This window comes from Pseudomonas neuropathica, from assembly GCF_015461835.1.
GTDB lineage: Bacteria > Pseudomonadota > Gammaproteobacteria > Pseudomonadales > Pseudomonadaceae > Aquipseudomonas > Aquipseudomonas neuropathica.
The window spans coordinates 74726-98813 of sequence record NZ_JACOPX010000005.1; the positions used below are offsets into that span (position 1 = coordinate 74726).

20 protein-coding genes are annotated in these 24088 nt (G+C 59.6%); 13 read left to right on the forward strand and 7 right to left on the reverse strand.

All coding sequences use genetic code 11. The annotated features are described in order from the left end of the window. The first annotated feature begins 13 nt into the window (after positions 1-13). From H8F23_RS08075 to H8F23_RS08110, 8 genes are all read left to right on the forward strand, one after another. Positions 14-328: a DUF883 family protein gene (locus H8F23_RS08075; protein ID WP_007908653.1), complete on the forward strand. Its 315-nt coding sequence runs from the start codon at positions 14-16 to the stop codon at positions 326-328. Positions 329-330: 2 nt separating this feature from the next. Continuing rightward, on the forward strand, positions 331-717 hold the full coding sequence (locus H8F23_RS08080; RefSeq protein ID WP_093435120.1) for a phage holin family protein: 387 nt from the start codon (positions 331-333) through the stop codon (positions 715-717). Then, positions 714-1052 (forward strand): hypothetical protein, encoded by a 339-nt coding sequence (locus tag H8F23_RS08085; protein WP_093435122.1) that lies wholly within the window; start codon positions 714-716, stop codon positions 1050-1052. Before H8F23_RS08080 ends, H8F23_RS08085 begins: the two co-directional genes overlap by 4 nt. Before the next feature lie 123 nt (positions 1053-1175). After that, complete coding sequence (locus tag H8F23_RS08090; RefSeq protein ID WP_093435124.1) at positions 1176-2339, forward strand: EAL domain-containing protein; 1164 nt, start codon at positions 1176-1178, stop codon at positions 2337-2339. 76 nt (positions 2340-2415) lie between these two features. After that, positions 2416-3744, forward strand: a complete 1329-nt coding sequence (locus H8F23_RS08095; RefSeq protein ID WP_194933983.1) for a deoxyguanosinetriphosphate triphosphohydrolase — start codon at positions 2416-2418, stop codon at positions 3742-3744. Positions 3745-4111: 367 nt separating this feature from the next. Continuing rightward, a complete protein-coding gene (locus H8F23_RS08100; RefSeq protein ID WP_007908640.1) occupies positions 4112-4738 on the forward strand; it encodes a response regulator transcription factor in 627 nt (208 codons plus the stop codon). 8 nt (positions 4739-4746) lie between these two features. Beyond that, a complete protein-coding gene (locus H8F23_RS08105; protein WP_194933984.1) occupies positions 4747-8391 on the forward strand; it encodes a transporter substrate-binding domain-containing protein in 3645 nt (1214 codons plus the stop codon). A 47-nt stretch (positions 8392-8438) separates the two neighbouring features. After that, complete coding sequence (locus H8F23_RS08110) at positions 8439-11384, forward strand: HD domain-containing phosphohydrolase (RefSeq protein ID WP_194933985.1); 2946 nt, start codon at positions 8439-8441, stop codon at positions 11382-11384. Here the strand turns inward: H8F23_RS08110 and H8F23_RS08115 are convergent, their stop codons facing one another. Together H8F23_RS08115 and H8F23_RS08120 are read right to left on the reverse strand one after the other, a co-directional pair. After that, positions 11385-11867 carry a GAF domain-containing protein gene (locus H8F23_RS08115; RefSeq protein WP_194933986.1) on the reverse strand — a complete coding sequence of 161 codons (483 nt, stop codon included), beginning with the start codon at positions 11865-11867 and terminating at the stop codon, positions 11385-11387. After that, positions 11864-12754, reverse strand: coding sequence for an ATP-binding protein (locus tag H8F23_RS08120; RefSeq protein WP_095048448.1), 891 nt, complete (start codon positions 12752-12754; stop codon positions 11864-11866). The genes H8F23_RS08115 and H8F23_RS08120 overlap by 4 nt, the downstream gene beginning before the upstream one ends. A gap of 167 nt (positions 12755-12921) precedes the next feature. On the opposite strand from H8F23_RS08120, the gene H8F23_RS08125 reads away from it, so the two are divergent. Continuing rightward, positions 12922-15243: a hybrid sensor histidine kinase/response regulator gene (locus H8F23_RS08125; protein WP_194933987.1), complete on the forward strand. Its 2322-nt coding sequence runs from the start codon at positions 12922-12924 to the stop codon at positions 15241-15243. Here the strand turns inward: H8F23_RS08125 and H8F23_RS08130 are convergent. From H8F23_RS08130 to msrB, 3 genes are all read right to left on the reverse strand, one after another. Continuing rightward, complete coding sequence (locus H8F23_RS08130) at positions 15227-15688, reverse strand: MarR family winged helix-turn-helix transcriptional regulator (RefSeq protein ID WP_116256540.1); 462 nt, start codon at positions 15686-15688, stop codon at positions 15227-15229. The two genes, H8F23_RS08125 and H8F23_RS08130, sit on opposite strands and share 17 nt — an antisense overlap. Further along, positions 15685-16170 (reverse strand): glutathione peroxidase, encoded by a 486-nt coding sequence (locus H8F23_RS08135; protein WP_016985485.1) that lies wholly within the window; start codon positions 16168-16170, stop codon positions 15685-15687. The genes H8F23_RS08130 and H8F23_RS08135 overlap by 4 nt, the downstream gene beginning before the upstream one ends. A gap of 109 nt (positions 16171-16279) precedes the next feature. Further along, entirely contained in the window at positions 16280-16675 is a 396-nt protein-coding gene (msrB, locus tag H8F23_RS08140; protein WP_093435141.1) for a peptide-methionine (R)-S-oxide reductase MsrB, read from the reverse strand. A gap of 224 nt (positions 16676-16899) precedes the next feature. Between msrB and H8F23_RS08145 the strand changes: the two genes are divergently transcribed. After that, a complete protein-coding gene (locus tag H8F23_RS08145; RefSeq protein WP_007908620.1) occupies positions 16900-18111 on the forward strand; it encodes a pyridoxal phosphate-dependent aminotransferase in 1212 nt (403 codons plus the stop codon). 303 nt (positions 18112-18414) lie between these two features. Then, complete coding sequence (gene htpX, locus H8F23_RS08150; RefSeq protein WP_007908619.1) at positions 18415-19302, forward strand: protease HtpX; 888 nt, start codon at positions 18415-18417, stop codon at positions 19300-19302. A 199-nt stretch (positions 19303-19501) separates the two neighbouring features. Here htpX and H8F23_RS08155 read toward each other — a convergent pair whose 3' ends face one another. Then, positions 19502-20149 carry a thiopurine S-methyltransferase gene (locus tag H8F23_RS08155; RefSeq protein WP_194933988.1) on the reverse strand — a complete coding sequence of 216 codons (648 nt, stop codon included), beginning with the start codon at positions 20147-20149 and terminating at the stop codon, positions 19502-19504. A gap of 103 nt (positions 20150-20252) precedes the next feature. On the opposite strand from H8F23_RS08155, the gene H8F23_RS08160 reads away from it, so the two are divergent. Further along, positions 20253-21020, forward strand: coding sequence for a DODA-type extradiol aromatic ring-opening family dioxygenase (locus H8F23_RS08160; RefSeq protein WP_194933989.1), 768 nt, complete (start codon positions 20253-20255; stop codon positions 21018-21020). Positions 21021-21124: 104 nt separating this feature from the next. Here the strand turns inward: H8F23_RS08160 and H8F23_RS08165 are convergent, their stop codons facing one another. Next, positions 21125-22798 (reverse strand): DEAD/DEAH box helicase, encoded by a 1674-nt coding sequence (locus H8F23_RS08165; protein ID WP_008088238.1) that lies wholly within the window; start codon positions 22796-22798, stop codon positions 21125-21127. Between the two features lie 422 nt (positions 22799-23220). On the opposite strand from H8F23_RS08165, the gene H8F23_RS08170 reads away from it, so the two are divergent. Then, positions 23221-24012, forward strand: coding sequence for a crotonase/enoyl-CoA hydratase family protein (locus H8F23_RS08170; protein ID WP_093435147.1), 792 nt, complete (start codon positions 23221-23223; stop codon positions 24010-24012). Positions 24013-24088: the final 76 nt, after the last annotated feature.

Here is a 24088-nt window from a genome sequence, read left to right on the forward strand (position 1 = left end):
CGGAGATCCACCCATGGCCAGCATCAAGGCAAAGACCGCTCAAGAAATCCTGATGAACGACTTCCAGACTTTGGTCGCCGACACCGAACGCTTGCTCGAGCACACCGCCACCCTGGCCGGCGATCAGGCCGATGAGCTGCGCGAGCAGATTCACGACAGCCTGCTGCGCGCCCGCGAAACCTTGAAACTGACCGAAGAAACCTTGCGTGATCGCGGTCAGGCGGCGGTCACGGCCACCGAAGATTACGTCTCGGCCAACCCTTGGCAGTCCGTCGGTATTGCCGCCGGTGTCGGCTTCCTGATCGGCCTGTTGGCTACCCGGCGCTGATTATGTCGATCGGTGAATCCGGCCCGGCTGCGGGCACCGCCTCTTCCACGCGACGCCTGGGCGCCGCCGTTCTCGGTCTGCTGCACAGCCATGTCGAATTGTTCGGCATTGAATTGCAGGAGCAGAAATCACGTACCGTCAGCCTGTTACTGTTCGCAGGCCTGGCGTTGGTCTTTGCCCTGTTATTACTGGTGGGCTTATCGACACTGGTGATGATTGTGTTTTGGGACACTTATCGCCTTGCTGCGATCATCGGCCTGTGCGTGTTCTATACCCTTGCCTCGATTTTCTGCGCGCTGCGCCTCAAGGCTGCGATCTTCGATGAGTCCTCGCCTTTCCACGGCACGCTCGAAGAGCTGGCCAACGACCGGGAGCGCCTGCTGCCATGAGCCTGCCTGAACTGCCACACAACAGCTCGCGTCGGGAAATGCGCAAGGCGTTGATCCGCCTGCGCATGGAAATGCATCGTCAGGAAATCCGCCATGAAGCCGGGCAAGTGTTGCAGCCTCTGCAGCGCATGCGCGGCATGTCGCAAAACCTGCAAGGTGGTTTCGGCATCAAACACGCGCCTTTGTGGGGCGTGGCCGCCGTTACGCTATTAGGCTTCATCACCGGCAAAGGCGCGAAAAGCGGCGGTGTCGGTGGCCTGACCCGCCTGATCCGGCTCGGCACCAGCCTCGGACCGCTGATCAAGCTGGTGATGCAGAGCTCGGCGAAACGCTGAACAGATACATCTGGCTACATTCTTGCACTGTCGGCGGGATGAACCTCTTTATCCGGAGGTTCGATCCCGTGCGCCTACCCGGTCGGCGGGGTTTACCAGAACAAGAACCACTAAGGAGGCCCCGTGATCGACGGGCAACCGCTCGCCTGCTTTCAGCCTTTCATCGATACCGCCACCGGACGCATTGCCGGCGTCGAAGCACTGGGGCGCCTGCGCCAGGCCGACGGTCAACTGAACTCGGTTGGGCCTCTATTTGCCGACCCACGCACGCCCGCCATTGCCCTGCGCCGTCTCGACCGGCAGATCCGCGACAACGCCTTGAGCCGCTTGCATGAAGCGCCGGCAGACTGGTTTCTCAGCCTGAACATGTCGCCACGCTGGATCAGTCGCCTGCGCGCCGATCAGGCCCTGCCCAGCCTCAAACAATTGGCGCGCTACGGTATCGATCCACAACGCATCGTCTTCGAGATCACCGAACTGGGTGGCAATGGTCAACGTCTGGCCGAAGTCGTCGCGCGCTATCGCGAGGCCGGAGCGAGGATCGCTATCGATGACTTTGGCGCCGGCTACTCGCAACTGGATCGAGTGCTGGCGTTGCAACCGGACATTCTCAAACTTGATATGCGGCTGTTCCAGGCCGCAGCATTGGGTGGGCCGAGCAGTGATGTGGTCAAGGCCCTGGCGCAGATGGCCGAGAAGACCGGCTGCTGGATCATCGCCGAAGGCGTCGAGACCGAAGCACAGTTGAATTTCGCCCTGGAATGCGGATCGCGCTATGTACAGGGATTCCTGTTCGCGCGGGCACAGGAGGCGTTTTTCCCCAGTGACGCGTTCGTCCAACGCTTCGCCGAGCTGCGCCAGCGCTATGTCCGGCAGAAACTCGTGGAGCGCGGGCGGCTGATGCAAATGCGCCAGCAACTCGCTGAACTGATGTCGATCCTGCAGGCCTGGGCTCAGGCCCATGCCCCTTTGAGCGCATTGCCGCAACTGGACGCCTTCCCCTGGCTGCTGCGGTTTTATCAATGCGATCGCCACGGCACGCAACTGACACCCAATCTGGAATGGCGGCAGCATGGCTGGGTCGCCGACAATCGCTATCTGGGGCACAACTGGTCGTGGCGCCCGTACTTCTATCATTTGCTCGCCGAAGGTTGGGAGGAGCGGCGCTTGACGCTCTCCAATACCTACCGCGATGCCACCAGCAATCAGTACTGCCTGACAGCCGGGCAGTTTTTCGACAACGGTGAACGTTTGCTGCTGATCGACATTGACGCCGCCGGACTGTAGTTCCGCTTGCAGGGGCGGACGTGAACCGGGAAGCTAGGGGTCAACGCCCCCAGTCACCTGACGGAGAGAATCAGCCTTGGATTGGCACACCCTGCTCAACCGCGAACGCCTCGGCAAGCCGCTGCACAGCCCGCAAGAACTTGGCCGCAGCCCTTTCCACAAAGACCATGACCGCATCATCTTCTCCGGCGCCTTCCGCCGTCTGGGGCGCAAGACTCAAGTGCACCCGGTCACCAGCAACGACCATATTCACACGCGCCTGACCCACTCGCTGGAAGTCAGTTGCGTCGGCCGTTCGCTGGGCATGCGGGTGGGTGAAACTCTGCGCAATACCTTGCCTGAATGGTGCGACCCGGCCGACCTCGGCATGGTGGTGCAATCGGCGTGTCTGGCCCACGACATTGGCAACCCGCCGTTTGGTCATTCCGGTGAAGATGCTATCCGCCACTGGTTCCAGCAGGCCGCCGGACGCGGCTGGCTCGACGGCATGAGCGAAGCCGAACGCGCTGACTTCCTCAATTTCGAAGGCAATGCCCAGGGTTTCCGGGTCCTGACCCAGCTGGAGTATCACCAGTTCGACGGCGGCACCCGACTGACCTACGCCACCCTCGGCACTTACCTGAAGTATCCGTGGACCGCGCGTCACGCCGACTCCCTGGGCTACAAGAAACACAAATTCGGCTGCTATCAGAGCGAGTTGCCGCTGCTCGAGCAGATCGCCCACAAACTGGGCCTGCCGCAAATCGAAGATCAGCGCTGGGCGCGTCACCCGCTGGTGTACCTGATGGAAGCCGCCGACGACATCTGCTACGCGCTGATTGATCTCGAAGACGGTCTCGAAATGGAGCTGCTGGAGTACGCCGAAGTCGAATCGCTGCTGCTCGGGCTGGTGGGTGATGATCTGCCGGAAACCTATCGGCAGCTCGGCCCGCAGGATTCGCGCCGACGCAAACTGGCGATCCTGCGCGGCAAGGCCATCGAGCATTTGACCAACGCCGCCGCACGGGCCTTTGTCGAGCAACAGGACGCCCTCCTCGCCGGCACGCTGCACGGCGATCTGGTCGAGCACATGCACGGCCCGGCCAAGCGTTGCGTGCTGAATGCCAAGGACATCGCCCGCAAGAAAATCTTTCAGGACAAACGCAAAACCCTGCATGAAATCGGCGCCTATACCACGCTCGAGATTCTGCTCAACTCGTTCTGCGGCGCGGCGCTGGAACAACACAACGGTCGTACACCGTCATTCAAAAACCGGCGCATTCTCGATCTTCTGGGCAGTAACGCACCGGATCCGCAAGGTTCGTTACACACGTCGTTCCTGCGCATGATCGATTTCATCGCCGGCATGACCGACAGCTACGCCAGCGACATGGCGCTGGAAATGACCGGGCGCTCCAGTCACTGACCCGCTCGCCTACGGGCGGCCATAACGATGGCCGCCCGTATCCACACAGCCTGTGATTATCGACCCACAAGTGTCGACGGGCGTCTGATATGGCTGGAATAGCGGCAATTATTGCGCCGATGACTCGGCAACTTTAAACATCTTTAAAAAGCCATTTATGGCCAGTACTTGCAAATCATTCAAGTCAAACTATAAGCCCATTCAAATCCAGCACTTCCTTACGTCAAACCTAGTTTGGTTGTAGTCCGTTTCCTCATTAATTGTAGGATTAATCCGATATCGTGACTGAAGCCATGTCACTTCATGCGAGTGCTCATTCAACTGAGCTAAGGTGCGCGCTTTATTCGTGCTTGCATGGGATTTTATTATGAACTCCGTTTTTATTGTCGACGATCACCCGGTCATCCGTCTCGCCGTTCGAATGCTGCTGGAGCATGAAGGTTACAAGGTCGTCGGTGAAACCGATAACGGAGTCGATGCCATGCAAATGGTGCGCGAGTGCATGCCCGATCTGGTCATTCTCGATGTGAGCATCCCCAAGCTGGATGGCCTCGAAGTACTGGCTCGCTTCAATGCCATGGGTTCCCCGTTAAAGATCCTGATCCTGACGGCACAGTGTCCGACGCTGTTCGGCATTCGCTGCATGCAATCCGGCGCATCGGGTTATGTCTGCAAACAGGAAGACTTGAGTGAACTGGTCAGTGCGATCAAAGCGGTACTGTCCGGTTACAACTACTTCCCCAGCCAGGCATTGAATCCGGTGCGCAGCGACGACATCCGTTTTGCCGAACTTGAATTATTCAAATCTGTTAATGATCGCGAGTTGATGGTCTTGCAACTTTTCGCTCAGGGTCGCACTAACAAGGAAATAGCCAAGGGCATGTTTCTGAGTAATAAAACCGTCAGCACCTACAAAAAACGTCTGATGCAAAAACTCAAGGCCAAATCCCTTGTAGAACTTATCGAGATGGCCAAACGAAACGCACTCGTGTGAGAGCCCGCATGCCCAGCCGTTTAAAGGACTATTTAATTACGTTGAGCGCAGGTTTTTACCTGAGCGCCAATGTGTTCGCCATGCCCGGCACCTCACCTGACTACGCCTTGCTCAGCCGGTCGGCGGACGAGCCAGTGCCGGTCACGCTCGAACACTCCCAACGGCAGTGGCTGCTGACACGTAACGAACTGGTCGTCGGCACCTCCGCGCCCGACTACCCGCCTTTTGACATGACGACCAGTGGCAAGGATTACGAAGGTCTGACCGCCGACTACGCCGGGCTCCTCGGCCAGGCCACCGGTCTAGCGATCCGGGTGCAGCGCTTTCCCTCTCGGGACGCGGCGATTAGCGCACTGGTCGATGGCCGGATCGACCTGCTCGGTACCGCGAACGGCTTCGAAGCGGGCAATGCCGACCTGGCGCTGTCGATACCCTATGCCATTGACATGCCGGTGCTGGTTACCCGCGAGGACGAAACCCGCTCACTCACCGAAGGCCTGGCCGGGCTGCGATTGAGCATGGTCTATCACTATCTGCCGTTGCCCGAAGTCAAGGCGCTGTACCCCAAAGCGCTCATCACCTGCTACCCCTCCTACCAGAATGCAATCAACGCCGTGGCGTTCGATCAGGCCGATGTGTTTCTCGGCGACACGCTTTCAACTCACTACATGATCAACAAGGGTTATCTGAACAACGTGCGCATGGCCAATTTCGGCAAGCAGGAAGCCCAGGGATTCAGCTTCGCCGTGCGCCGCAACAACCCACAACTGCTGGCGATCATCGATGCAGTACTAAAAGCTGTGCCGGCCAGTGAGCGTGACAATATTGCCAAGCGCTGGAGCGCTGGCAGCGATCTGCTGCTCACCGACCGGAAACTGCAACTGACCCAGCGCGAAGAAGCGTGGCTCAAACAACATCCGGTGGTCAGTGTGGTGGTCAATGAAGCGTTCGCGCCGCTGACATTCTTTGACAATGACGGTAATTTTCGCGGCATCAGTGCCGACCTGCTTGAGCTGATCCGTCTGCGCACCGGCCTGCGTTTCGAGATCCGTCGCAGCCGCAACGACGCGGAAATGATCCAGCAGATCGACCGTCATCAAGCCGATCTGATCGCCGCATTACTGCCGACGGCGGAGCGCGAGAAAACCCTCAACTTCAGTCGTCCCTATCTGGAAAACTCCTATGTTCTGCTGACCCGCAAAAGCGCGGATGGTCCGACCAATCTGGGCAAGCTCAAGGGCAAGCGACTGGCGATTGCCCAAGGCAATCCGATGGTCGAGTACCTGCGTCGGGAATATCCGCGCATCCAGTTGATCGAAACGGCAGATACGTTCAGCGCGGTGTCCCAGCTCGCTGAAGGCCATGTCGACGGTGCGGTGAACTCGCTGGTAATTGCCAACTATTTCATTTCTTCGCGAATCTTCAATCAGGCGCTGCAGATCACCACCACGATCGGCACGGGCCAGGCGGCGTTTTCACTGGCGACCGCGCGGGACAACACGGAACTGACGTCGATCATCAACAAGGCGTTGTTGAGCATCGCACCCGACGAACTGGGGGTGATCAATGGGCGCTGGCGCGGTTACTCCACTGTCTCGCAGAACATCTGGCACAACTACCAACGCCTGTTCTATCAAGTGATCATCGGTGCTTTCCTGTTACTGCTGTTGCTGCTGGTCTGGAACGCTTACATGCGCCACCAGATCAAAAAACGCCAGGCTGCCGAACGAGCGCTGAATGACCAGTTCGAATTCATGCGTTCGCTGGTCGACGGCACACCGCATCCAATTTACGTGCGCGACCGCCAGGGACGGTTGCAAAGTTGCAATGAGAGCTATCTCGAAGCATTCAATGCCCGCCGCGAGGATGTCATCGGCAAAAACGTCATCGAGGGTTCCCTGAGCAATGCCTTCGAGGCCCAAGCGTTTCAGGCCGATTACCAGCGTGTCATCGCCGAAGGCACGCCGATGGTCGTCGACCGGCCCCTGCACATCGGCAACCGGCGTCTGACGATCTATCACTGGATACTGCCGTACCGCGACTCCAGCGGTGAGGTGAAAGGCATCATTGGCGGCTGGATCGACATCAGCGAGCGCCGCCAGCTGTTCGACGAGTTGCGTACGGCCAAAGAACGGGCGGATGAGGCCAACCGGGCGAAAAGCACCTTTCTGGCGACCATGAGCCACGAGATCCGCACGCCGATGAACGCGGTGATCGGCATGCTCGAACTGACGCTCAAACGCATGGATCCGCAGCATCCGGATCGCTCATCCATCGACACCGCGTACCACTCGGCCAAGGACTTGCTGGGTTTGATCGGCGACATTCTCGACATCGCACGGATCGAATCCGGGCGTCTGAGTCTTTGCCCGGAACGGGTCAATCTGGTCGATACGGTGACGTCAGTGGCCAGGATCTTCGACGGTCTCGCCCGGCAGAAAAACCTCTCCCTGCAAGTCATCTTCAACCCACCAGATCTGGCCATCGATGTGCATCTGGACCCACTGCGTTTCAAGCAGGTGCTGTCGAATCTGGTCAGCAATGCGATCAAATTCACCGAACAGGGGCATGTGCGGATCACCCTCGACCTCATGAACACCGATGTACCTGCCCGCGCCCTGATGCAGCTGACCGTACAGGACAGCGGCGTCGGTATCAGTGCCGAGGATCAGCAGCGCTTGTTCGAACCGTTTGCCCAAGCGGAAAACAGCAGCCAGCAAGGCAGAGGTGGTGCCGGCCTGGGGCTGGTGATCAGCCGCAACCTGTGCGAAATGATGGGCGGGCAATTGCAATTGAGCAGCCAGCCTGGCATCGGCACCCAGGTCTGCGTCTCGCTGGCACTGGAAACGCTGCCAATACAGCTGAGCACGGTCAAAAGTGAATCCCCGATCAAGGCATCGCAGACCCCCTTACGCGTGTTGGTGGTGGACGACCATCCCGCCAATCGCCTGCTGATGTGTCAACAACTGGAGTTTCTCGGCCATCACTTCAGCATTGCCGAGAACGGTTGCAGCGGCCTGGAACTGTGGAAGACCGGCCATTTCGATCTGGTGATTGTCGACTGCAACATGCCGTTGATGAATGGCTATGAACTGACCCGCGCCATTCGGCAGCAGGAACTGCAGGCGCGCTGTCCGCCATGCACCGTGCTGGGTTTCACGGCCAATGCGCAGCCCGAAGAAATCCAGCGCTGCAAGCAGGCCGGCATGAACGACTGCCTGTTCAAACCCCTGAGCCTGAGCCTGCTCAGCCAGTGGGTCGATGGCATTACACCGACATCAGCGCCGCCGGCTTTCAACCTGCAAAACCTGAACATGCTGACCGGTGGCAATCCGGCCCAGGCTCGCCGTCTGCTGGCGGAATTGCTCAAAAGCAGCCGTCTCGACCGAGAGGAACTGCTCGCGCTGTCGCCGGAACAGGATCGCGGCGCGCTGATGGTGGTCGCTCACAAAATCAAGGGTGCGGCACGTATCGCGCAGGCATCGCGCGTGATCGAGTGTTGCGATGCCCTTGAGCAGGCCTGCGCCGAGGCCTTGGCGACAGACGAAGTCGCTCGCCGTTGCGAGGCGAGCAACCGCGCCATGCTCGAACTGGAGCAGGCATTACAGCAACAATTGGCGGTGTCGGATCGAAGCACAATGAGCTTGCCTTAACTATGCTTGGCGCTGAGCAGTGAGTTAACCATCATGGAGAGTCCGAAATGCCCAGCCCACTGCGCCCGGAGCAACGCCGGTTTCCGCTGCATGTGCACATCAGCGTCATGTTCACATTCCTGTTGCTGCTCACCGGGGTCGTACTGGGCCTGTTCAATTATCACCAGACGACGCAGATCATCCTCTCGAGCAGCAAAAAGCTGTTCGACAGGATCGAACAAGACGTACGTCTGGACATGTCCGCAACCTATCAGCCGATTCGGCACCTGCTGAGTTTGCTGGCGGATGACCCCGCCACTCAGGTCGCGCGCCTAGAACAACGCTTGCCCTTGCTCCGACCGTTTAGCCAGTCGCTCAGCGACAATCCCAATCTGGCGTCGCTATATCTGGGTTATGCCAATGGCGATTTTTTCATGGTGCGTCCGTTGCGCAGCACCGCCATCAAGACATTGCTCAAGGCCCCTGAAGCGGCGGCGTATCAGGTCTGGAGTATCGAACATGACCCGCAGGGCGCGGTGCACTCGCAATCGCTGTTTTTTGACCAGACATTGTCGCTGATCAGCCGTCAGGACAACCCCGACGACAGCTACGATCCGCGTAGCCGTGCGTGGTTCAACCATGCTCGCCAGCAAAACGAACAAATCACCACCGAGCCCTACGTGTTTTTCTCCACGCGCAATGTCGGCACGACGCTGGCTCGACGCAGCGGCGAGAACGCCGTCATCGGTGCTGACCTGACGCTGGTCGCCCTGTCGGCGGCGCTGAGCAAACATGTCGTCACACCCTCCACCGAAATTGCCCTGTTCGATGCCGACGGCAACGCCGTGGCCTATCCCGACAGCGAACGCCTGATCGTCGACAGTAGCGGCGCGCATCTGGCCAAAGCGGCGGATCTGAGTCCGGGCTTGCATGCGCTGTTGTCCGGCGCAGCCACAGGCAATCGCCTGGAAGCCGATGGTCGCCAGTGGATCGTCGCCCGCAGCAACATTCAGGAGGGCGGTCCGAAAGGTTTGCAGTTGGCGCTGCTGGTGCCCGAGGACGAGTTATTGATCGATGCCTACCGCCTGCGCTGGCAAGGCGCGCTGATCACCCTCGCGACCCTGCTGCTGTGCCTGCCGCTGGGCTGGGTGATTTCGCGAATTCTGGTCAAGCCGCTGCATGCGCTGGTCAAGGAAGCCGATGCGATTCGCAGTTTCGATTTCAATTTCCCGTTGGCCCGCCGCTCGCCGGTGCTTGAAGTGGACCAGTTGAGCGTGTCGATGGCGCGGATGAAAGACACCCTGGCGAGTTTCTTCCGGATCACCGACACCCTTGGCGCCGAAACCCGCTTTGCCCCCCTGCTGCAGCGGGTGCTGTTTGAAACGGTGCAGATTGCGCAGGCGCAGGCCGGGCTGATCTATCTGCGAGAAAGCGACAGCAGCCGCATGGAGCCATACGGGCTGGTGATCGATGGTACGTCTCAGGCGTTGGAAGCGTTCGACATTCAGGGCCACGACCTGCAGCAGAACAAAGGGCCGGCGTGGTTTGAACAATTGGTTGGCGCCAACAACGTGGTGAGCAACTTCGGCGTCGATCAGGCCGGCGACTTGCAGAAGGTCCTGCTGGCAATGCAATCGCCCCGCATCCATCTGATCGGCATCCGCCTGCACAACCGCCACAACGAAACCATCGGCCTGCTGATTCTGCTGGTGAGCGACAGCGGCACAGCAGCCGATCTGGAAAAACTGCGCCCTGATCGCATCGCATTCCTCCAGGCTGTCTCCGGCGCGGCGGCGGTCAGCATCGAGAGCCAACGCCTGCAAGCCCGCCAAAAGCAATTGCTCGACGCCTTCATTCAACTGCTCGCTGGCGCCATCGACGCCAAGAGTCCGTACACCGGCGGCCATTGTCAGCGCGTGCCAGAGCTGACGTTGATGCTCGCTCAGGCGGCAGCGGCAAGCGAGGCGCCGGCGTTCAGTGCCTACCAACCGAGCGAGGATGAATGGGAAGCCTTGCACATTGCCGCGTGGCTGCACGACTGCGGCAAGGTGACGACGCCGGAATACGTGGTCGACAAGGCCACCAAACTGGAAACCATCAACGACCGTATTCATGAAATTCGCACGCGTTTCGAAGTACTCAAGCGTGATGCCTGGATCAGCTATTGGCAGGCGTGCGCTCTGGGCGGCGATGAGACTGCACTGGCCGAATTGCGCGATGCCACGCTGACGGCGCTGGACGACGATTTTACGTTTGTCGCGCGCTGCAATCTGGGCAGTGAAGCGATGGCAGAGGCGGATCTGCAGCGCCTTGACCATCTGGCGCAACGCACCTGGCTGCGCACCCTTGATGACCGCTTGGGCGTGTCATGGGAGGAGAACCGGCGTCAGGCGCGCACGCCGGCACCGAATCTGCCGGTCAGTGAAAAACTTTTGGCAGACAAGCCAGAGCACTTGCTTGAACGCGACCCGAACGAGTTGATCCCCGAAGACAATCCATGGGGCTTCAAACTGGATGTACCGCACTACAAATACAATCGCGGCGAGCTGTACAACCTGAGCATCAACCGTGGCACCCTGACCCGCGAAGAGCGTTACATGATCAATCACCACATGGTGCAGACGATCATGATGCTCAGCCACCTGCCCTTCCCCGGCCACCTTGACAGCATTGCCGAAATCGCCGGCGGTCATCATGAAAAAATGGACGGCACCGGTTACCCGAAACGCCTGAAGCGTGAGGACATGAGCCTGCCCGCGCGGATGATGGCGATTGCCGATATCTTTGAGGCGCTGACCGCAGCCGATCGCCCGTACAAAAAGGCCAAAACCCTGAGCGAAGCCTTGGCGATCATGGCCACCATGTGCCGTGAGGCGCACATCGATGCTCAGCTATTCGGATTGTTCATCAACGAAGGCGTTTACATGCAGTACGCCGTGCGTTTTCTCGATCCCGCACAGATCGATAAAGTCGATCCGGCCAGCCTGTTGCACAAGGCTGGCCTCACCGCATGATCAGCAGTCGGTCAGACGCAGGAAAATCGCTGCCAGTTGCTCGATGCCGGCCTGATCCTGCGCGGTAAAACGCGACAGTTTCGGGCTGTCGAGGTCGAGTACACCGATCAGACGCCCTTCCTTGACCAACGGCACGACCAGCTCGCTGTTCGAGGCGCTGTCGCAGGCGATATGCCCCGGGAACGCGTGTACGTCTTCAACGCGCTGGGTTTGCCGAGTGGCCGCCGCCGCGCCACACACACCACGACCAAACGGAATGCGCACGCAGGCGATCTGCCCCTGGAACGGACCAAGCACCAGTTCTTCGTTGCGATTGAGGTAAAAGCCCGCCCAGTTCAGGTCATCGAGCTGGTTGAACAGGAACGCCGAAAACTGCGCGGCGTTGGCGATGAAATCGCGCTCGTCCGCCAGCAGCGATTCCAGTTGTGCGGCCCACATGCCATAGCCTTCGAGGCCCTGGCCGCTTTGTTGCAAATCAATCATGCCTTGTGCTCCAACAATTTCAGTCCCACCCAGTAACGGGCGAATTGGTACGCGCAACGTCCGTTGCGATTACCGCGGCCGGTGGCCCAACGCACGGCGAGGATGTCCAGTGCTTCGTCGCGCTGCCAGCTCAGGCCGGCCTTGGCGGCCAACTGGCCGATCCAGTGTTCGACGACGTTAAGGAAGTGTTCTTGGGTAAACGGATAGAACGACAGCCACAGACCGAAACGGTCCGACAGCGCGATCTTGTCTTCAACGGCTTCGCTGGGATGCAGTTCGCCGTCGACGCGTTTCCAGTTTTCGTTATCGCTCTCCTTTTCCGGCACCAGGTGGCGGCGGTTGGAGGTGGCGTACAGCAAGACATTGTCCGGGGCCTGTTCAAGCGAGCCGTCGAGGACGCTTTTGAGAACGCGATAATCGCCTTCTCCGGATTCGAACGACAAGTCATCGCAAAACAGCACGAAGCGTTGTGGCAGCTTGCCGATCTGCTCGACCACCCGCGGCAGATCCGCCAGATGATCACGCTCGATCTCGATCAGGCGCAGGCCGGCGGCGGCGTGTTCCGCCAGCAAGGCTCGCACCAGCGACGACTTGCCGGTACCGCGCGAACCCCAGAGCAACGCATGGTTGGCGGGCATGCCATCGAGAAACTGCTGGGTGTTGCGCCCCAGTTGTTCGAGCTGACGGTCAACGCCGATCAGGTCGGACAGGCGCATGTCGAGGCTGACTTCCAGCGGCATCAGATAGCCGCTGCGCCCGTCGCGTTGCCAGCGCGCCGCCAGACAAGTGCCCCAGTCGATCACCGGCCGTGGTGCCGGCAACAACGGTTCGATACGCGCCAGAACCGACTCGGCGCGTTCAAGAAAAGCATTTAATCGGGAATCCACGTCTTCTCCTCGGGCACGTTCACAGTGATGATGGTGAATCATGCGACGACACACAGATAAAAATCACCCTACCAAGCCTTGTTACAAGGCGATTCGGGAACCTCGGTATCCATACATGATCGACTATGCTTGAGCAGCGAAGGGAAACGGAAGTGGTTCAACACCCCATGGATATCAAATTCACCCACCGGCTGTCTTACAAGCAAGCCAGGCTTACCGTGCTGGTCGGGTTCATTCTGGGCACGCTGCTCAGCCTGCTGCAAATCGGCATCGATTATGCCAGTGAAGACGCCTCCATCAACCGTGAAATCCTGTCTTTGCTGGAAATCAGCCACAACCCGGCCTCACGGATCGCCTACAACATCGACGCCGAACTGGCGCAGGAACTGACCCTGGGCCTGTTGCGCTCGCCGGCAATCATTTCTGCGCAACTGATCGACAACAACAATACGGTGCTGGCCAGCGTCAAACGCCCGGAACTGCAAAGCGGCTATCGGGTCATCAGCGACTTCCTGTTTGGCGCCAAACGCCAGTTCGAAGATCGTCTGTATCTGGATCATCTGCCCAATGAATCGCTGGGCGTGTTAAGCCTTGAGGTCGACACCTATGCCTTCGGCAGCCGCTTCCTGCGCCGCGCCGAGGTGACCCTGCTCAATGGCTTCGCCCGCAGCCTGATTCTCACCGGCATCCTGTTGGCGCTGTTCTATGTGATGTTGACCAAACCACTGGTGCGGGTCATCCGCGAACTCAGCGGGCGCGACCCGCGCAGCGCCGAACCGACCACGCTGGAATGTCCGGCCGGCCACGCCAACGATGAAATCGGCGTACTGGTCAAAGTCGCCAATCAACAGTTCGAGAACATCGCCACAGAAATCCAGCAGCGGCGCAACGCCGAAAACCGGCTGACCGACTATCTCGGACAACTGGAAAATATCGTCTCGGCGCGCACCGCCGAACTCAAGGCGATCAATGCGCGGCTCAGCCAGTCCAATCAGGAACTCGAAGTCGCCCGCAGCACCGCCCTGGAAATGGCCGAGGCCCGCTCGGCGTTCCTCGCCAACATGAGCCATGAGATCCGCACACCGCTCAACGGCCTGCTGGGAATGATCGCGCTGTCACTCGACGGTCCGTTGAATGCCGAACAGCAGCAACAACTGTCGATCGCCCACGACTCGGGCAAGGTGCTGGTCGAATTGCTCAACGATATTCTCGACCTGTCGAAGTTCGATGCCGGGCAACTGGAGCTTGAGCACATCCCGTTCGATCTTGGCTCGTTGATTGAAGACACCGCCAACCTGCTGTCGCAGAACGCCGCGCCGAGCGTCGAACTGACCTGCCTGATCGACCCGCACTTCCCGGCACTGGTGCTGGGCGATCCGACCCGCGTGCGGCAGATCGTCAGCAATCTGCTGTCCAACGCGCTGAAATTCACCCGCTTCGGCCGGGTGGATGTGCGCTTGTCGACCTACAAGGATGGTGTGCGCATCGAGGTCTGCGACACCGGCATCGGTATCGCCCAGGACGCGCAGCTGAAAATCTTCCAGCCGTTTACTCAAGCGGGCGCCGGCATTACTCGACAATACGGCGGCACCGGGCTGGGTCTGGCGCTGACCTACAACCTCTGCGAAGCCATGCAGGGGCGCCTGACCATCAGCTCCGAGACCGGGTTCGGCAGTCAGTTCTGTGCCGAGCTGCCACTGCCGTGTCATACCCGCGCACTGGTTCCGGCGCCGCTGCACGGGAAAATCCTCGCCATCACCGCTGCCAGCAGTGGACTGGCGGAACTGTTGCAGAGTCTGCTGCCGGTGTGGGGACTTACATATGAGCAGCGCACCATCGATGACTCACTGCTGGGCCTGACGCCGGACGTGGTGATCACCGATTGTCCGGAGTGTCTGTTCGGCTTGCGCCCGACGCTTGGGGCGCCGATTCTGCTGGTAACCGCCTACGGCAGTTTCCTGCCCAGCGAAGAAGCCGCCGCCCTCGCGCCTCTGCAGCAACAGGCCCGACCATTGGCGCGTAATGCGCTGTACCAGAACCTGCGACGCACCCTGCAACCGGACGTGGTCGCCGTTAACGATGCGCAGCTCGAAACGTCTCCCTCGGTGCGGCGTGGGCGGGTGTTGCTGGTCGAGGACAACCCGGTCAATCAACTGGTGGCCAAAGGCATGCTTGGCAAACTGGGCTGCGAGGTCATCGTCGCCGCCCACGGTGCCGAAGCGCTGGATCAGTTGGAGTATCACGAATTCGATCTGGTGCTGATGGACTGCAACATGCCCGTGATGGATGGCTACGAAGCCAGCCGACAGATCCGTCAAAGCGGGCGCTGGCCGAGCCTGCCCATCGTCGCTCTGACCGCCAACGCCATGTCCGAAGAACGCGAACGCTGCCGCGCAGCCGGCATGAGCGACTATCTGGCCAAGCCGTTTCGCCGTGAAGAGCTGGCGGCGCTGCTCGATCAGTGGATCCCGACTACGACAGCGCTTTGATCTGTCCCAACAAGTGATCGAGGCCGTCACGCAACTCATTGAGACGGTCCAGATCCACCCCGCTGTCGCACAGCAATCGGGCCTTGAGCGGCCCGACCTGCTCGCGCAGGGCTTGGCCTGCCGGCGTCAGACTCAGGTGCACTTCGCGCTCGTCACGCGTTGAACGCTGACGCTGCACCCATTGCAACTGCTCCAGGCGCTTGAGCAATGGCGTCAGCGTGCCCGAGTCCAGTGCCAGACGCTCGCCCAACGCCTTGACCGTCGGTTGCTCCGGCGCAGCGTCCTGCCATTCCCACAACACCAGCATCGCCAGGTATTGCGGGTACGTCAGGCCGAGCTGATCGAGCATCGGTTTGTAGGCACGAATCACCGCCCGAGAGGCGGCGTACAGCTTGAAGCACAACTGGTTGTCGAGCTTCAGCGAATCGACCGGCAAGCTGTTCATTTGAGCAGGGCTTCGATCTCGCCGCTCAGCTCCTGCGGCTTGGTGGTCGGGGCAAAACGCTTGACCAGTTTTCCGTCCTTGCCAATCAGGAACTTGGTGAAGTTCCACTTGATGCCCTGGGAGCCAAGCAGGCCCGGCGCGCGTTTTTTCAGCTGCACGAACAGCGGATGCGCGTCTCCACCGTTAACGTCGATCTTCTTGAACAGCGGGAAGCTGACGCCGAAGTTCAGCTCGCAGAACTCACTGATCGCCCCTTCGTTACCCGGCTCCTGCTTGCCGAACTGATTGCACGGAAAGCCCAGAACCACCAGGCCCTGATCCTTGTAGGTCTGCCACAGTTCTTCGAGGCCTTTGTACTGTGGAGTGAAACCGCATTTGCTCGCGGTGTTGACCACTAAAACCGCTTTACCGGCGAAATCGGCGAGGGTCTTTTGCTCCCCCTTGATGGTGGTGCACGGAATGTTCAACAGGTTGTCGCTCATGGCGTCGGGCTCCGTAGACAGTCAAGAAAGATCAAACATAGCGAGCAATTAAATTGTGTGCAATTTAATTATCGAATAATAAGGCGACCCGAAGGTCGCCTTCATTCGTTTATGCGCGCGGAACCAGATCCAGGCAAACCGAATTGATGCAATAACGCAAACCAGTCGGCGGTGGGCCGTCCGGGAACACATGGCCCAGATGCGCATCACAGCGCGCGCACTTCACTTCCGTGCGGATCATGCCGTGGCTGATGTCACGGATTTCAGTCATCGCGCTTTCGCCGATTGGCGCGTAGAAGCTCGGCCAGCCGCAGCCGGAGTCGAATTTGGTCTTGGAGTCGAACAACGGCTCGTTGCAGCAGACGCAGTGGTAGATACCATCGGTCTTGGTGTCGTTGTATTTGCCGGAGAACGGGCGCTCGGTCGCGCTCAGACGACAAACGTTGTACTGCTCAGGGTCGAGCATCGCCCGCCATTCTTCCAGGGTTTTTTCCAACTTTTCCATCATCACACCTCAGCGGCTGAAAAAGCCCGATCTGTACCTTTTCCACGGATCGGGCGGCACGTATGATTGCGCCTCGTCACGCACCAGTCTGGCAGCCAGACCGGGCGCATTCAAACGGATTATGGGAGCCACGGCTCAAGACGTCCGCCTGTGTGAAGACGCAGGAATCCCAGTACGGTTGTCCATCCGCCGCCTGGATCGTTCATTTTCGGGATCACATCGCCATGCAGTTCAGCAAATCGAACAAGCTCGCCAACGTCTGCTACGACATTCGCGGCCCGGTGCTCAAGCACGCCAAACGACTGGAAGAGGAAGGCCAGCGCATCCTCAAGCTGAACATCGGCAACCCGGCGCCGTTTGGTTTCGAAGCGCCGGACGAAATTCTTCAGGATGTGATCCGCAACCTGCCGACCGCGCAAGGCTACAGCGACTCCAAAGGTCTGTTCAGCGCGCGCAAAGCGGTGATGCAGTACTACCAGCAGAAGAATGTTGAAGGTGTCGGCATCGAAGACATCTATCTGGGCAACGGCGTGTCCGAGCTGATCGTGATGTCGCTGCAGGCGCTGCTCAACAATGGCGACGAAGTGCTGGTGCCAGCCCCGGACTATCCGCTGTGGACTGCCGCCGTCAGCCTCGCCGGCGGTAACGCCGTACATTACCTGTGCGACGAAGGCGCCGACTGGTTCCCGGATCTGGCCGACATCAAGGCCAAGATCACCCCGAACACCAAAGCCATGGTGATCATCAACCCGAACAACCCGACCGGCGCGGTGTATTCGAAGGAAGTGTTGCTGGGCATGCTGGAAATCGCCCGCGCGCACAACCTGGTGGTGTTCTCCGACGAGATCTACGACAAGATTCTGTACGACGATGCCGTGCACATCTGCACCGCGTCGCTAGCCCCGGACTTGCTGTGCCTGACCTTCAACGGTCTGTCGAAGTCGTACCGTGTGGCGGGTTTCCGCTCCGGCTGGATCGCCATTTCCGGGCCGAAGCACAATGCCCAGAGCTACATCGAAGGCATCGACATGCTGGCCAACATGCGCCTGTGCGCCAACGTGCCGAGCCAGCATGCGATCCAGACCGCATTGGGCGGCTATCAGAGCATCAACGACCTGGTGCTGCCGCAGGGTCGTCTGCTGGAACAGCGTAACCGCACCTGGGAATTGCTTAACGACATTCCAGGCGTGAGCTGCGTCAAACCGATGGGCGCGCTGTATGCGTTCCCGAAGATCGACCCGAAAGTCTGCCCGATCCATAACGACGAGAAATTCGTCCTCGACCTGCTGCTCTCCGAGAAGCTGCTGGTGGTACAGGGTACGGCGTTCAACTGGCCGTGGCCGGATCACTTCCGCGTGGTCACCCTGCCCCGCGTCGACGATCTGGAAATGGCCATCGGCCGTATCGGCAACTTCCTCAAGTCCTACCGCCAGTAACTGGCCAGCAGTGCGCAACGGCCAAACGTTGCGCACTGTCTGATTCAGCAACACTTCTGCGTTCCGCGTCCGCGCACGCCTTCTACACTTGCGATTCGTACCGTTTACCTGCGTCCAGCTTAATGGCGACGGGTCGCGGCTGGCCGTCATCCCTATCGTTATCTGTCGTGGGAAATGTGCCGGGCACCGAAGAATCCGCTGTAGGACACAGTTTGAAATAGTCACTCAGTTGAATAGCCCGGTGCAGCACCTTATATACCCCGCAGTACGCTACATCTTTAGCTTGAGGAGATTTCTACAACCATGATGCGCATCCTGCTGTTTTTGGCCACTAACCTGGCGGTCGTGCTGATAGCCAGCATCACCCTGAGCCTTTTCGGCTTCAACGGGTTCATGGCGGCCAACGGGGTTGATCTCGACCTTAGTCAGCTGCTGGTTTTCTGTGCAGTCTTTGGTTTCGCCGGCTCGCTGTTCTCGCTGTTCATCTCCAAGTGGATGGCGAAGATGAGCACTGGCACCCAGATCATCAGCCAGCCACGTACCCGGCATGAGCAATGGCTGCTGCAAACTGTCGAGCAACTGTCCCGCGAAGCCGGGATCAAGATGCCCGAAGTCGGTATTTTCCCGGCCTACGAAGCAAACGCCTTCGCCACCGGCTGGAACAAGAACGACGCGTTGGTCGCGGTCAGCCAGGGCTTGCTCGAGCGCTTCTCACCCGATGAAGTGAAAGCCGTGCTGGCCCACGAAATCGGCCACGTCGCCAACGGCGACATGGTCACCCTGGCGCTGATCCAGGGCGTGGTGAACACCTTCGTGATGTTCTTTGCGCGGATCATCGGCAACTTCGTCGACAAGGTGATCTTCAAGAACGAAGAAGGCCAGGGCATCGCCTACTACGTGGCGACCATTTTCGCCGAACTGGTGCTGGGCATTCTCGCCAGTGCGATCGTCATGTGGTTCTCGCGCAAGCGCGAATTCCGTGCCGACGAAGCCGGCGCCCGCCTGGCCGGTACCAGCGCAATGATCGGCGCACTGCAACGCCTGCGCGCCGAACAGGGCCTGCCGGTGCACATGCCGGACACCCTTAATGCCTTTGGCATCAACGGTGGCATCAAACAGGGCTTTGCCCGCATGTTCATGAGCCACCCACCGCTGGAAGAGCGTATCGACGCCCTGCGTCGTCGCGGTTGATCCGACCGGTGCAACAATGAAAAAGGCCCGCAGTGATGCGGGCCTTTTTCGTTGGCTTGAATTCAGGTTGTTCTGGCTGGCCTGATCGCGAGCAGGCTCACTCCTACAGGGTTTTGTGGAGGTCACACAATCTGTGATTCAGCACCCATCATTGTAGGAGTGAGCCTGCTCGCGATGAGGCAGGAACATCCAACACAACTTAGAGAGAAGAAACCCGATAAACCCGCTCCTCCAGCCGCGTCACGCCAGCCTGAAGGAACTTCCAGCTCTCCCCCAGCACATCCTGCTCTTCCAGCACCTGCACCTGCCAGGCACCACTCAGCAACCGCTGCACCTCATCATCCCCCACCGCAAACGGCGGCCCCGGCATCTGCGCCTGATCGTAGTCCAGGGTAATCAACAACCCTTGCACAGCCAGCGGCAGAATCTGCTGAAGATGCGCCGCATAGCGCTCACGCATCGGCGCCGGCAAGGCAATCAGCGCGGCGCGGTCGTACAACGCGGTGCAATCGGCCACATCGCTCGCCGTTAGCGCAAAAAAGTCACCGCACCACAGCTCGATGGCTTCACCGCGATAGACCTTGAACGCGCCCTTCTGGCTGATCTGCGGCTGCACCTGATGTTCACTGAAAAAGTCCTCGATAGCCTTTTCCGACAGTTCGACCCCGAGCACCTGATGACCGCGTCCGGCCAGCCACACCAGGTCCAGACTTTTCCCGCACAGAGGCACGAGCACTCGCGCCGCTGCCGGTACCGCCCAGTGCCGCTGCAAATACGGGTTTACCTCAGGCAGATGGAAACCAATCTGCCCCGAAGCCCACTTCTTGTGCCAAAACTCAGGCTGCATGCATCACTCCCAATAATTCGATCAAAAAGCGTTAAAACTTATATTAGATTTAGATCAATGATCTGACTGAAGATGAAGCCATCTTAACGCTCAGGAACCCGTCATGTTGCCCAGCCTGTTCATTTCCCATGGTTCACCCATGCTGGCCCTGGAGCCCGGTGCCAGTGGCCCGGCTCTGGCTCGTCTGGCCGCCGAATTGCCGAAACCCAAAGCCATCGTTATCGTCTCCGCGCACTGGGAAAGCCAGGAATTGCTGGTCAGCAGCCATGCGCAACCGGAAACCTGGCACGACTTCGGCGGCTTTCCCCGGGCGCTGTTTGAAGTGCAGTATCCGGCGCCGGGTAATCCGCAACTGGCCGCCGAAGTCGCCAAATTGTTGCAGGCCGCGCATCTACCGGCACGGCTCGACCCGCAACGTCCGTTCGATCACGGTGTCTGGGTGCCGCTGTCGCTGATGTACCCGCAGGCGGATATCCCGGTGGTGCAGGTCTCCCTGCCGAGTCGCGCTGGCCCGGCGCTGCAAACCCGGGTCGGCCGCGCGCTGGCGAGTCTGCGTGATCAGGGCATTTTGCTGATCGGATCTGGCAGCATCACCCACAACCTGCGTGAGCTCGACTGGCACGCCGGCCCGGAAAGTGTCGAGCCGTGGGCGCGGGATTTCCGTGACTGGGTGATCGACAAGCTCGCGGCCGACGATGAGGCAGCGCTGCACGATTATCGTCAGCAGGCGCCGCATGCGGTGCGCAGTCATCCGAGTGATGAGCATTTGTTGCCGTTGTATTTCGCGCGGGGTGCGGGGGGAGAGTTCAGCGTTGCGCACAAGGGATTCACAATGGGTGCGCTGGGCATGGATATTTACCGCTTCGGTTGATGCCTTCGCGAGCAGGCTCGCTCCCACAAAGGCAAAAAACAGGCAAAAAAATCCCCGAACCAGTCGGGGATTTTTTATGTTCGATCAATCAGCCCAAGGGCGGATCAATCTTCGCGATAGCGACGCAGCTTCAACTGCTTGCCAGCAACGCGAGTGTCCTTCAGTTTGGTCAGGAGTTTGTCCAGACCATCTTCCGGCAGCTCGACGAGGCTGAAGCTGTCACGCACCTGGATGCGACCGATCGCTTCACGGGCCAGACCGCCTTCGTTGAGGATGGCGCCCAGCAGGTTTTTCGCAGCGATACCGTCACGCGCGCCCAGCGCGGTACGGCAACGAGCACGGCCTTCGCCCAAAGGCATTGGCGCGCGACGCTCGCGGTCACCACGATCAGGACGATCACCAGTGCGCTCAGGACGGTCGCCGCGCGGTGCGTTGTTCGGCACCAGTGGACGTTCCTTCTCGATCGCCGCCAGGTTCAGCGCTTGACCGTTGGTGGCTTTGCGCAGCAGCGCAGCAGCCAGAGCACGCGGAGTGCAGCCGATGTCTGCAGTCAGACGATCGAGCAGCTCACCGTGAGTCGACTCGGCATCAGCGACCAGCGGCGACAGGCTGTTGGTCAGTTTCTTGATGCGCGCATCGAGAACGGCTTGAGCGTCCGGCAGGCGTACTTCAGCAACTTTCTGACCGGTTACACGCTCGATCACTTGCAGCATGCGGCGCTCACGTGGAGTCACCAGCAGCAGTGCACGACCTTCGCGACCGGCACGGCCAGTACGGCCGATACGGTGAACGTAGGACTCTGGGTCGTACGGCATGTCAACGTTGAACACGTGAGTGATGCGCGGAACGTCCAGACCACGAGCAGCTACGTCGGTCGCGACAACGATGTCCAGACGGCCATCTTTGAGCGAGTCGATGACGCGCTCACGCTGGTTCTGGGCGATGTCACCGTTCAGCGCCGCGGCTTTGTAGCCTTTGGCGTCGAGGGCGCTGGCCAGATCCAGGGTCGCTTGCTTGGTACGCACGAACATGATCAGAGCGTCGAAATCTTCCACTTCCAGCAAGCTGAGAACGGCCGAAGTCTTCTGGTCAGCGTGAACCAACAGGTGAGCCTGTTCGATCGCGGTAACGGTCTGGGTCTTGGTCTGGATCTTCACGTGTTGCGGATCGCGCAGATGGCGTTCGGCAATGGCGCGGATCGACTGCGGCAAGGTAGCCGAGAACAAAACGGTCTGACGGGTCGCTGGCAGAGCCTTGAAGATGACTTCCAGGTCATCCATGAAGCCCAGTTTCAACATTTCGTCAGCTTCGTCGAGAACCAGGTGGTTCACGGTCGACAGAACTTTTTCGTCGCGACGCAGGTGGTCGCACAGACGGCCCGGAGTGGCGACAACGATCTGTGCGCCATTACGGATTGCTTTCAGTTGTGGGCCCATAGGCGCGCCGCCGTAAACGGCCACAACGGTAACGCCCGGCATTTGCTTGGCGTAGGTTTCAAAAGCGGTTGCTACTTGCAGCGCCAACTCACGAGTTGGCGCCAGGATCAGGGCTTGCGGTTCGCGCTTGGCAGGATCGATGCGGTGCAGAATAGGCAGTGCGAACGCGGCGGTTTTACCGGTACCGGTTTGCGCCTGACCAATCATGTCCTGGCCGGCCATGATGATCGGGATCGATTGCTGCTGAATCGCCGAAGGCTCTTCGTAGCCAGTCGCTGCGACGGCTGCAAGAATATTCGGGTTAAGATTAAAAGCGGCGAATCCGCCGGTTTCCTGGGTCATGGGTCTGCCTCTAAGTGCATCCGCAAAGACCCATGCTCCAAAGCTGCGCATGCCGTGTTGAGACTCAAGAGTCGCCCTGGCAGCTTTGTCGGCGGGGATTTGCGAAAACGAATGAATGAAAAAAAGAATCGTCCGGGAAGAGCCCGCAATGCGGACGTGCAGCCGAAGCTGACTTCGGGAAATGCGCTACCTAAACGCGGCCCGGTTAAAGGCCGGCGCGCACTATACCGGATTTTGCCCAAAAAGGGAGCTTTTTTTATTGCCTGAATGAGCGTGTCACCGCTGTGTAACGGGGTTTTGCGGATAATCGCGCGAAGGTCTATTTTTCAAAGGCCCGGCCCTGCGGGCGATGACGCTTAAACGATTCACTGATGTGCGGCATACCGTCGCTGCACCCGCCCTTCCCGCCCGAGGATCTACCCATGAATCAGCCCTGCCCCGGCCGCGTCAGCCGTGAACGTCGTGGTCACGTCCATCTGATTGGCCTGGATCGAGCGGCCAAGCGCAATGCTTTCGACCTCGACCTGCTCAACGAGCTGAGCCTGGCCTACGGCGAGTTCGAGGCCGACAGCGAAGCGCGGGTGGCGGTGGTGTTCGGGCATGGCGAGCACTTTACCGCTGGCCTGGATCTGGTCAACGCCAGTTCCGCCCTCGCCCAGGGCTGGCAGGTTCCGACCGGCGGTTGCGATCCGTGGGGCGTTTTCGTCGGGCCACGGGTGAGCAAACCAGTGATTGTCGCCGCGCAGGGTTACTGCCTGACCATCGGCATCGAGCTGATGCTGGCAGCCGATATAAACCTGTGTGCGAGCAATACCCGCTTCGCGCAGATGGAAGTGCAGCGTGGGATCTTTCCTTTTGGTGGTGCGACTTTACGTTTTCAGCAGATCGCCGGTTGGGGCAACGCGATGCGCTGGCTGCTGACCGGCGATGAGTTTGATGCGCACGAGGCGTTGCACCTGGGGTTGGTGCAGGAAGTCATGGCCAGCGAAGACCTGTTGCCGCGGGCGATTGAATTGGCTGAGCGGATTGCCCGGCAGGCGCCGTTGGGGGTGCAGGCGACGTTGATGTCAGCGCGACAGGCAAGGTATGAGGGTGAGACGGCGGCCGCGCAAGGGTTACCGGCGTTGGTGAAGAAATTGTTGGCGAGTGAGGATGCCAAGGAAGGGGTGCGGTCGCTGGTGGAGCGGCGGCCTGGAGTCTTCAAAGGGATCTGAAATATTTGCTGGTTATCAGATCCTTTTCGCGAGCAGGCTCGCTCCCACAGGGAAAATGCATTCCAATGCGGGAGCG